10 protein-coding genes are annotated in these 10,380 nt (G+C 69.1%); all 10 read right to left on the minus strand.

Annotated elements, in window-relative coordinates; genetic code table 11:
• Positions 1–79: 79 nt before the first annotated feature.
• The 10 genes from ACFYXC_RS26055 to ACFYXC_RS26100 all read right to left on the minus strand — a co-directional run bounded on the left by ACFYXC_RS26055 (position 80) and on the right by ACFYXC_RS26100 (position 10,189).
• On the minus strand, positions 80–1,486 hold the full coding sequence (locus tag ACFYXC_RS26055) for a DNA polymerase IV (RefSeq protein ID WP_389554253.1): 1,407 nt from the start codon (positions 1,484–1,486) through the stop codon (positions 80–82).
• Positions 1,487–1,530: 44 nt separating this feature from the next.
• Positions 1,531–2,163: a MerR family transcriptional regulator gene (locus tag ACFYXC_RS26060; protein WP_389554254.1), complete on the minus strand. Its 633-nt coding sequence runs from the start codon at positions 2,161–2,163 to the stop codon at positions 1,531–1,533.
• Between the two features lie 233 nt (positions 2,164–2,396).
• Positions 2,397–2,870, minus strand: a complete 474-nt coding sequence (locus ACFYXC_RS26065) for a bifunctional nuclease family protein (protein ID WP_006123076.1) — start codon at positions 2,868–2,870, stop codon at positions 2,397–2,399.
• 85 nt (positions 2,871–2,955) lie between these two features.
• Positions 2,956–3,690 carry a MerR family transcriptional regulator gene (locus ACFYXC_RS26070; RefSeq protein ID WP_388920345.1) on the minus strand — a complete coding sequence of 245 codons (735 nt, stop codon included), beginning with the start codon at positions 3,688–3,690 and terminating at the stop codon, positions 2,956–2,958.
• A 43-nt stretch (positions 3,691–3,733) separates the two neighbouring features.
• Positions 3,734–4,705, minus strand: coding sequence for an FHA domain-containing protein (locus ACFYXC_RS26075; protein ID WP_389554255.1), 972 nt, complete (start codon positions 4,703–4,705; stop codon positions 3,734–3,736).
• Between the two features lie 61 nt (positions 4,706–4,766).
• A complete protein-coding gene (locus ACFYXC_RS26080; RefSeq protein WP_388920351.1) occupies positions 4,767–5,642 on the minus strand; it encodes a DUF881 domain-containing protein in 876 nt (291 codons plus the stop codon).
• Positions 5,643–5,647: 5 nt separating this feature from the next.
• Positions 5,648–5,980, minus strand: coding sequence for a small basic family protein (locus tag ACFYXC_RS26085; RefSeq protein WP_003988855.1), 333 nt, complete (start codon positions 5,978–5,980; stop codon positions 5,648–5,650).
• Positions 5,977–6,879 carry a DUF881 domain-containing protein gene (locus tag ACFYXC_RS26090; protein ID WP_388920354.1) on the minus strand — a complete coding sequence of 301 codons (903 nt, stop codon included), beginning with the start codon at positions 6,877–6,879 and terminating at the stop codon, positions 5,977–5,979. The genes ACFYXC_RS26085 and ACFYXC_RS26090 overlap by 4 nt, the downstream gene beginning before the upstream one ends.
• Before the next feature lie 92 nt (positions 6,880–6,971).
• Positions 6,972–9,467, minus strand: a complete 2,496-nt coding sequence (locus tag ACFYXC_RS26095; protein WP_388920357.1) for a sugar phosphate nucleotidyltransferase — start codon at positions 9,465–9,467, stop codon at positions 6,972–6,974.
• Between the two features lie 89 nt (positions 9,468–9,556).
• The gene (locus ACFYXC_RS26100) at positions 9,557–10,189 is read right to left on the minus strand and encodes a CDP-alcohol phosphatidyltransferase family protein (RefSeq protein ID WP_388920360.1); all 633 of its coding nucleotides are present in this window, start codon (positions 10,187–10,189) and stop codon (positions 9,557–9,559) included.
• Positions 10,190–10,380 lie beyond the last annotated feature (191 nt).

Below are 10,380 nucleotides of genomic sequence, written 5' to 3' on the forward strand. Positions count from 1 at the left end.
CTTTTCAGGGGCGCGGGGAACTGCGCGACCAGCCACAACGAACCCGCACCCGCTCCACCCACCCTTCACCCACCCCCACCTACCCCTCTCCACCCCGCCCAGCCGACCCCACTTCACCCGCTCCCGGCGGAGCCCCCCGCTCAACCAACGGCAACGGCTCAGCCACCTCCAACGCAGGATCATCCACCCGAAACGTCTTCACCCGCCCCGGCCCGGAGAACGGCGTCTCGAACCGCACGGTCACCCGCCCCAGCCCACTCCCCTGCACCCACCCGTGCCCGAACTCGGCATGCCGAACGTCATGCCCCGCCCGCCACTGGCGCTCCACCACGGCCTCCGGCTCCTCGACGGCCTCCGCCACCTCCTCGGACTCCTCACCGCCGGCCAACTCCCCCGCCCCCTCCTCGGCAGCGGCCCGCGCCTGGGCGAAGAGGTCCTCCTGCGTGTAGTCGGCGAGCCCGGAGACCCCGACCCCCAGCAGCCGTACACCCCCCGTGGTGTCCACCGCTTCCAGCAGCCGCGCGGCAGCCTCCCGCACCACCGCGGGATCGTCCGTGGGCCCCCGCAGCGTCTCGGACCGGGTCAGTGTGGAGAAGTCGTACCGCCGTACCTTCAGCACGATGGTCCGCCCCGACAGATGTGCCGCCCGCAGCCGCTGGACACACCGGTCGGCGAGCCGCTGCACCTCCCCCCGGACCCGCACCCGGTCGTGGATGTCCACGTCGTACGTGTCCTCGACCGACACCGACTTGGTGTCCCGCTCGGCCACCACGGGCCGCTCGTCGCGCGCCAGCGCCATGGCGTACAGGGCGACCCCGTGCGCCTTCCCCAGCAGCCGTACGAGCTCGTCCTCGCCCGCCTCGGCGATCTCCCCGACGGTGCTGATCCCGCCCCGCCGCAGGTGGTCCCCGGTGGCGGGCCCCACGCCCGGCAGGATGCGCACGGACATGGGGGCGAGCAGCGCCCGCTCGGTACCCGGCTCGATCACCACGAGCCCGTCGGGCTTGGCCTGCTCGGAGGCGATCTTCGCGAGCATCTTGGAGGCCGCGAGTCCAACAGACCCGGTCAGCCCCGTGACGGCCCGGATGTCCGCGCGCAGCTGCCGGCCGGCCAGCAGCGCCGATCTCTCGTCCCAGGCCCGCTGACCGGCCTCCAGGTCCACGAACGCCTCGTCCAGGCTCAGCGGCTCCACCAGCGGCGACAGCTCCCGCAGCAGCCGCATCACCTGCTCGCTGATCTCCCGGTACAACCCGAAGCGCGGTACGAGGTACGCGGCGTTCGGTGCCAGGCGGCGCGCCTGCGCCATGGGCATCGCCGAATGCACCCCGAAGACGCGCGCCTCGTACGAACAGGTGGCGACCACGCCACGTGGTCCGAGGCCGCCCACGATGACCGCCTTCCCGCGCAGGCTCGGCTTGGCCGCCTGCTCCGCCGAGGCGAAAAAGGCATCCATGTCGAGATGCAGGATCGTGGGCGCGGTTCTCACATGTCCGATGCTGCCCTACGCCACTGACAACGCGCGGCGGCCGGTCAGACCGCCCGGTTGCGGCGCCGCGCCAGCTCGTCCGCGGGGTTCGGCCGCACGAGCGTCTCGCCCGTGTCGACCCGCTCCCCGTGCAGCTGTGAGAGCGCGCTCTCCACGTCCCGCCGCACCACTCCCACAGCGATGCCGAAGATGCCCTGGCCGCCCTGCAGGAGCGCGTGGACCTCGTCGGGCGAGGTGCACTCGTAGACCGTCGCGCCGTCGCTCATCAGCGTCATCCGCTCGAGATCGCAGGATCCGCGCTCTCTGAGGTGCTGCACCGTGGTGCGGATGTTCTGCAGCGAGACCCCCGTGTCGAGGAACCGCTTCACGATCTTCAGGACGACCACGTCACGGAAGCTGTAGAGCCGCTGCGTCCCCGAGCCGTGGGCGGGCCGCACGCTGGGCTCGACCAGCCCAGTGCGCGCCCAGTAGTCCAACTGCCGATAGGTGATCCCCGCAGCCGCGCAGGCCGTGGGACCCCGATAACCGATCTCCTCGAACGCCGCCTCGCCGTCCCCCGACACCGCTTTCGGCCGCTGTACGTGATCGGCCGCGCTGCTCTGAAGCGGGTACGGGCCGCTCTCCCCCAGACCGCGTCCGGGGGCACCCCCAGCCGTACCGTCGCCGCTGCTTCTCACGCCGACCTCCGTCCTTGACCTGCCTTCTCGACGGTAGGCAGTCACCAGGGGCGCGTCAACGATCGCCACGCTCGGCACGCCGAGTGATAATCACCCTGAGAGTGGTTTCCCGTGCCCCACCGCGGGGAAAGGCTAGCCGAATGCGCTCGGGACGGCCGCCGCACGGCCTGTCGTCCGACGGTCCCGGAGGGTCACCGGCCGGTTCCGTACCCTGCCGGGCCGGTACCGTCCCGTCACTGGCTGTTGGTCCCGAAGTCCTCGGGCGAGATCTGGTCGAGGAACTCGCGGAACTTCTCCACCTCGTCCTCCTGCTCGTCCGGGATGGCGATGCCGGCGTCGTCCAGGACCCCGTCACTGCCGTAGATGGGCGTCCCGGTGCGCAGCGCCAGCGCTATGGCGTCGGACGGCCGGGCACTGACCTCGACGCCACTGGCGAACACCAGCTCCGCGTAGAAGACACCCTCCCGCAGATCCGTGATGCGCACTTCGGTCAGCTCCTGACCGACGGCCTCCAGCACGTCCTTGAACAGGTCGTGGGTCAGCGGTCGCGCGGGGGCCATGCCCTGCTGTGCGAAGGCGATCGCCGTCGCCTCCCCCGGCCCGATCCAGATGGGGAGGTAACGGTCGCCTCCCACTTCACGCAGGAGCACGATCGGTTGGTTGGAGGGCATTTCGACCCGGACACCTACGACGTCGAGCTCGTTCACACAGCAACCCTAGGCCGTGCCCGGCACCTTTGGGTAGTCGAGCACGGAATGGTGCCCTATCCCACGCTCCCCGCGGGCCGCCGGGTCAGGGCAGCCGCACCCCGAGCGCGGACTGCACGAGCGCCGCGTGCAGTTTCACCGCGAGTCCCGCCAGCTCTCTGGTACGCGCCTGTGCGTGGGCCCTGGTCTGCGGGTTGCGGTGCAGCCTGAGGGGTGCCACGACCTGGTCCACCAGACCGGCCTCGCGGTCCGCGGCGGCCTTCACGGCCCGCAGGTGCCGCGGCTCGATCCCGGACCGCCCGAGTTCGAGGACCAGGGCGGCCACGGTCACCGCCTCGGCGTCGTACCCGCCGTCCGGCAGCGGCGTGATGAGGCCGTACGACTCCCACTCAGCGAGCTCCCGCTCACCGATCTCCGCGGCGGCCAGCAGCTCGGCCCGCCCGATCCGGGCCACGGCGGGCCCCTCGGGCTCGCTCAGGGCCTCGCTGTCGCGCTGGCGGCCCACGGAGGGCAACGGGACCGTCTCGCCGCGCTCCATGGCGTCCAGGTGCTCGCGGATCACCTTCAGGGGAAGATAGTGGTCCCGCTGCATCCGCAGGACGTGCCCGAGACGCTCGACGTCGTCCGGGCCGAACTTCCGGTACCCCGAGGGGGTCCGCTGCGGCTCGATGAGCCCCTCGGACTCCAGGAACCGGATCTTGGAGACGGTGACCTCGGGGAATTCGTCACGCAGCACGTTCAACACGGTGCCGATGCTCATCAGCCCGTGGTCCGGGGCGGCGGCGCCGTGTCCGGCACCGCCGCTCGGTGTTCGCAGCATGGACCTTCCCTGGGGTCTCCCCGGACACGGTCCGGGGGGAGGGTCAGATGCCCCGCTGGCTCGCGTAGAAGACCAGCCGGTACTTGCCGATCTGCACCTCGTCACCGTTCGACAGGGGCACCCGGTCGATCCGCTCCCGGTTGACGTACGTGCCGTTGAGGCTGCCGACGTCCGCCACCGTGAACGAGCCGTCGGGCTCGCGGCGGAACTCCACATGCCGGCGCGACACCGTCACGTCGTCCAGGAAGATGTCGCTCTGCGGATGACGGCCGGCCGTGGTCAGCTCACCGTCCAGCAGGAAGCGGCTGCCCGAGTTGGGCCCCCGCCGCACCACCAGGAGCGCCGAGCCGAGCGGCAGCGCGTCCACGGCGGCCTGCGCCTCCGGAGACAGCATCGGCATCTGCGTCTGTCCGGTCGCTTCGGCGTCGTATGCCTCGAGACCGGAGATGGAGATCGTCGAGGTCGTCTCCGACGGACGCTCCGGGGTCGCCCCGGCCCGCAACGGCGCACCGCAGTTCGAGCAGAAACGGCTCGCTTGCGCGTTGCGGTTACCGCACCTCGTACACACCAGGGCCGACATGGACGGATCCTCCTGCCGGGGCTGCCCCGCCGGGGTATTGGACGCATACGGGTCGGAGCCGAAACCTCCACCCGCACCTGAGGCTGACGGATCCCCGAAACCTATGCGCCCCGACTGGGCAGGGTCAACAGACGGCGCGCCCTGACCACCGGAAATGTCCCCGCCCGGCCCATCGACCTGGTCCCGGAACAGCGGCCGGTCTCCCTGCCCCTCGCCCTCCGAGGGACGCGGTGCACGGTGGCGGGCAGTGGCATTGTCGCTGCCCTCTCGTGCGCTCTTGCCGAACAACTTCGCAAACAACTTCACGGGCGATTCCCCTTGACCGAAACAGACCCGCCCGTGGGGCAGGACGAACCCTGATTGCACACACCGGTCGAGCCGGACACCCTCACAACGTCCGTATCCACCAGACAGTTTCCACCACGCACCAGCCATTCGGTGCGCCGACCCCCCGCAAGCTCATGCCCTCGAGGAGCGACCCCCAAGCGCCCCCGGCTCACCGGGAGGACGACCGAGCGTAGTCAGGCCGCTTCGCCGGTCGCAAGGCGTCGACGACGATCTTGTCGATGCGTTCCACCGTGACAGTGGCCTGTTCCTTCTCGAGAGTCTGCACCACTCCGCCAGGGATGTTGAGGGCCGGTTCGAGGTCCTGAGGCTTGCCGATGACCTTGAAACGATAGGGAGAGCTGATCTTGTTCCCGTCCACGGCGACTCCCCCGCTCCCGTCCGTCAGATAGGTCCCCGCGACGATCCGTACGCCATTGACCTGGATCGCCTCGGCGCCGGCCGCGCGCAGCTCCTGGACCGCGTCGAGCAGCATGTCGGCCTCGACCGTCCCCTTCTTGTCGTCGATCGTCAGCGTGATGCCGGGGCCCTGCGCCGCCACGGTGCCCGCCAGGATGCCGAGTTGCTTCTCCTTCTCGACTGTCTGCCTGCGGGCCTCCTCGGCCTGGTCCGAGCTGTTCTCCAGCTCGGTGCGCTGATCCTCCAGCCCCTGCTTCTCCTCTTCCAGACGCTGTGTACGGTCATCCAGTTCATCGAGGATGCGTACGAGATCCTCCTGACGCGCACCGCGCAGCGCCCCGTCGCTGTCGCTGTTGGACGCCACCTGGACGGCGAGGCCGAATCCGAGGCCGAACAGCAGAAGCGCGACGATGAGTTGCGCGCGGGACACGCGGGGCGGCCACAGGCCCTTCACCAGGCGCTGCCGACCGGTGAGGGCGGCCGGCCCGCTCCGCTCCGGCTCGGCCTGCGGCGTCTCGGGCTCCTCCGCCGCCGGCTGGGGCTCGGGCGCCTTCGCCGGCACCTCTTCGGGGAGTTTCTTGCGCAGGGGGTTGCCGGGGGTCCCCGGCGTCTCGTCGTCGCTGCTCATCGGCCTCACGCCCGGAACACGTGCCGACGGATCGCGGCGGCGTTGGAGAAGATACGGATACCGAGGACGACCACGACACCCGTGGACAGCTGGGCGCCCACGCCCAGCTTGTCGCCGAGGAAGACGATCAGCGCGGCCACCACGACGTTGGACAGGAACGACACCACGAAGACCTTGTCGTCGAAGATGCCGTCGAGCATCGCCCGCAGACCTCCGAACACGGCGTCGAGCGCCGCGACGACGGCGATCGGAAGATAGGGCTCGACCACCGCCGGAACCTCGGGCCGGACCAACAATCCAGCCACGACTCCCACGACGAGGCCCAGTACGGCGATCACGATGTGCCTTTCTCTGTGCGCGGTTGTGCTGTTCGTACGATCACACTCGGTGCCGCGGGCAGCCGGACCTCGTCCTCGACGGAGATACTGGTCCTGACCCCGAAGTTCTTCTCCAGGGCATGCAGGTACTGCCCGTCACCGCTGTTCTGGAACCGGGTGCTGAGCCTGTCCCCGTCGCCCACGGCCAACACCGTGTACGGGGGCACCAGCGGCTTGTTGTCGACCAGTATCGCGTCACCCGCGGCTCTGATCGCGGACAGGGCCGTCAGCCGCTGGCCGTTGATCGTGACGGCCTCGGCACCCGACTCCCAGAGCCCGTTGATCACGCGCTGCATGTCGCGGTCGCGGACGCGTCCGGTGTCGGAGAAACCCGACGTCTCACGTGCGTCCCCGTCACCGCCCTGGTCGGCTTCCTTCGCGTCGTCCACGACGAGCTTCACACCGGGGCCGTGCACCTCGACGGCCCCGGCCAGGATGCCCACCAGCTCACCCTGGTCACCGCCGTGCCTCTTCAGCGCCTCACGCTGCCGGGCACTCACATCGTCGCGGAGCTCGTCGATACCGTCCTCGAGGTCCTCGGCCGCCGACGTCTCACGGTCGATCCGGTCGATGAGTTCCTCGCGCTCCTTGGCGACGACCGGGGCCGCTATCCGCGCCTGCGCGGCGCCCACGGTCACCACGAGCGCCGCGAGCACCAGACCCGCCGCGAGACCGAGCTTCGCCCGCAGCGTCCTGGGCATCCCGCCGGCGTCCTCGGCCTTCCTCCGGGCAGCCGCCTCGGCGTACCCGTCGTCGAGGCTGTGGTCCATGACGTTGGTGAGCAGCGACATGGACGCGTCCGGACGCGCGGGGCGCGTGGGGGTGCTCCGAACGGGGGGCGGCTGCGGCATGCCGCACATCGTCGCACGTCGCGGCCAGTACCTCCGAATGGCCCCACCGGCGCGCCGGACGGGCCCTGTTGAGGGCACCGTCCGGCACGCGCGGGTGCGGCTCAGCGACCGGCGCTGTCCACCACCGACGACCATTCGTCGAGCAGCGCCTGCGCCGACGCGTCGTCGGGCCCTTCGGCCCACAGATGGGTGACCGCCTCGGCGGGGTCGGGAAGGACCATCACCCAGCGTCCGTCGGTCTCCACCACGCGGACACCGTCGGTCGTGTCCACGAACCGGTCTCCGGCCGCCTCCACGACACGCCGCATCACCAGCCCCTTGACCGCCCAGGGAGTCGCGAGATCCCGCTTGAGGACGTGCGCCCGCGGGATCCGCGCGTCGATCTGACTGAGCGTGAGCTGCGTCCGCGCCACCAGGCCGATGAGCCGGACGAAGGCCGCCGTACCGTCGAACACGCTGCTGAACTCCGGCACGATGAATCCGCCGCGCCCGTCGCCGCCGAAGATCGTCGACTCTTCGCGCCCGACGCGCGTCAGATCGTCAGGAGACGTCGTCGTCCAGTCGACCTGCGTCCCGTGGTACGCCGCCACCTGCTCGGCGATCCTCGTGGTGGTCACCGGCAACGCCACACGCCCGCTGCGCCGTTCGGCGGCCACCAGGTCGAGCATGACGAGCAGTGCCCGGTCGTCCTCGATGATCCGGCCCTTCTCGTCGACGAGCGACAGGCGCTCGCCGACCGGGTCGAACCGCACTCCGAAGGCGGCCCGCGCGGAGGCCACGATCTCCCCGAGCCGCACCATCCCGGACCGGCGGGCGTCCGCCGTCTCCGTGGGGCGCGACTCGTCGAGCCCCGGGTTGATGGTCAGCGAATCGACTCCGAGCTTGCCCAGCAGGCTGGGCAGCACGAGTCCCGCGCTGCCGTTCGACGCGTCCACGACCACCTTGAGCCCGGACTCGGCGATCCCGGTCGTGTCGACGTTCCTGAGCAGGGACCCGGTGTACGAGTCGAAGACGCTGGCCGGGAAGTGCAGGTCCCCGATCTCACCGGGGAAGGCACGCCGGTACTCCTGCCGCGCGAACACCCGGTCGAGCTTGCGCTGGCTGCCCTGCGACAGATCCGCCCCGCCCCCGTCGAAGAACATGATGTCCACCGAGTCGGGGATCCCGGGTGTCGTACGAATCATGATGCCGCCGGCGCTGCCCCGCGCGGTCTGCTGCCGTGCGACCGGCAGCGGTACGTTCTCCAGGTCCCGTACGTCGATGGCGCTGGCCTGCAGAGCCGAGATGACGGCTCTCTTGAGCGCGCGGGCACCTCGGGAGTGGTCGCGGGCCGTGGTGACCGTCGAACCCTTCTTGAGCGTGGTCGCGTACGCCCCCGCCAGGCGCACGGCCAGCTCGGGCGTGATCTCCACGTTCAGGATTCCGGACACGCCGCGGGCGCCGAAGAGATGCGCCTGGCCGCGGGATTCCCAGATGACCGACGTGTTGACGAAGGCGCCGGCCTCCACCGTCTTGAACGGGTACACCCGCACGTTGCCCTGGACGATCGATTCCTCGCCCACGAGGCACTCGTCACCGATCACGGCGCCGTCCTCGATGCGCGCCGCCCGCATGATGTCGGTGTTCTTTCCGACGACACAACCGCGCAGGTTGCTGTGCTGACCGATGTAGACGTTGTCGTGCAACACGGCCTTGTGCAGGAAGGCCCCGGTCTTCACGACGACGTTCGAGCCCACGACGGTGTGCTCACGGATCTCGACGTCGGCCTCGACCTTGGCGTAGTCCCCGATGTAGAGCGGACCTCGCAGCACCGCGTCGGGGTGCACCTCTGCGCCCTCGGCGACCCAGACGCCGGGCGATATCTCGAACCCGTCCAGTTCGACGTCGACCTTGCCCTCGAGGACATCGGCCTGCGCCTTGACGTAGCTCTCGTGCGTGCCGACGTCCTCCCAGTAGCCCTCGGCGACATAGCCGTAGATGGGCTTGCCCTCCTTCATCAACTGCGGGAAGACATCACCCGACCAGTCGACGGAGGCATCGGCCTCGACGTAGTCGAAGACCTCGGGCTCCATGACATAGATGCCCGTGTTCACCGTGTCGGAGAAGACCTGACCCCAGGTCGGCTTCTCGAGAAAGCGCTCGACCTTTCCCTCGTCGTCGACAATCGTGATGCCGAATTCCAGGGGATTGGGGACCCGGGTCAGACAGACGGTGACGAGCCCACCCTTTTCCTTGTGGAAATTGATGAGGTCGGTGAGGTCGAAGTCGGTCAGAGCATCGCCGGAGATCACGAGGAACGTGTCGTCCTTCAGTGCCTCCTCGGCGTTCTTGACACTCCCGGCAGTACCGAGTGGCTTCTCCTCGTTGGCATAGGTGAGCTCCATACCGAGCTCTTCACCGTCACCGAAGTAGTTCTTGACCAGGGAGGCCAGGAACTGGACGGTGACGACGGTTTCGTTGAGCCCATGCCGCTTGAGCAGCCGTAGCACATGCTCCATGATCGGGCGATTGGCCACAGGCAGGAGCGGCTTGGGCATGCTTGAGGTCATGGGGCGAAGGCGTGTGCCTTCGCCGCCGGCCATCACGACGGCCTTCATGTCGGAAGCGTCCTCCTCGAAGAGACGGTCAAGCCGACTTCACCCGTCAGATTGTCCCGCACATTCTCGTTGCGGGCCATCAGAAGCCTCTACGGCCGCCCATTGGGCGGGCTCAGTCGGCCATGGTTGTCCGCACGAACAAGGCGGCGGACCTGGACCACGTATAGGATCCCTGCCCACCAATACAGAGTTGTACCCCATCCGGCGAACGCCCAGCCGAAAATCGCAGCGAGTGACGCAAGCCATCCACTTCCGTCACTGAGCAACAGCAACGGGAAGGCGTACATGAGGTTGAACGTTGCAGCCTTCCCGAGGAAGTTCACCTGTGGCGGCGGATAGCCGTGCCGCCTGAGGACGCCCACCATCACGAGCAGGACCAGCTCCCGTGCCAGCAGGACGCAGGTCAGCCACAGGGGCAGAATCTCGCGCCAGGTGAGGCCGAGCAGGGTCGACAGGATGTAGAGCCGGTCGGCCGCGGGGTCCAGCAGCCGGCCGAGGTTGCTGATCTGGTTCCAGCGCCGGGCGAGCTTGCCGTCCAGATAGTCGCTGATCCCGCTCAACATCAGCACCAGCAGTGCCCAGCCGTCGCTGTTGGGCCCGCCGAACTCCGGCCTGAGGATCAGCCACAGAAAGAGCGGTACGCCAGCGAGACGCGCCATGCTGAGGATGTTCGGGATGGTGAGGACCCGGTCTGTCTGGACGCGGGTCTCCTGGACCTCCACCCGGGGGCCTCCTGTGGGAACGAGCCGACGATGCTCCCTGACCTTACCCTCAGGCATCTGTCCACGGCGCGGAGGGGTTCCGGGGATCGTGCCTGGAACACAAAAAAGCCCCCGCACCGAAGTGCGGGGGCTTTCTCATACAAATTGTTCGGCGGCGTCCTACTCTCCCACAGGGTCCCCCCTGCAGTACC

This window comes from Streptomyces sp. NPDC002701, assembly GCF_042889045.1.
Classification (GTDB): domain Bacteria; phylum Actinomycetota; class Actinomycetes; order Streptomycetales; family Streptomycetaceae; genus Streptomyces.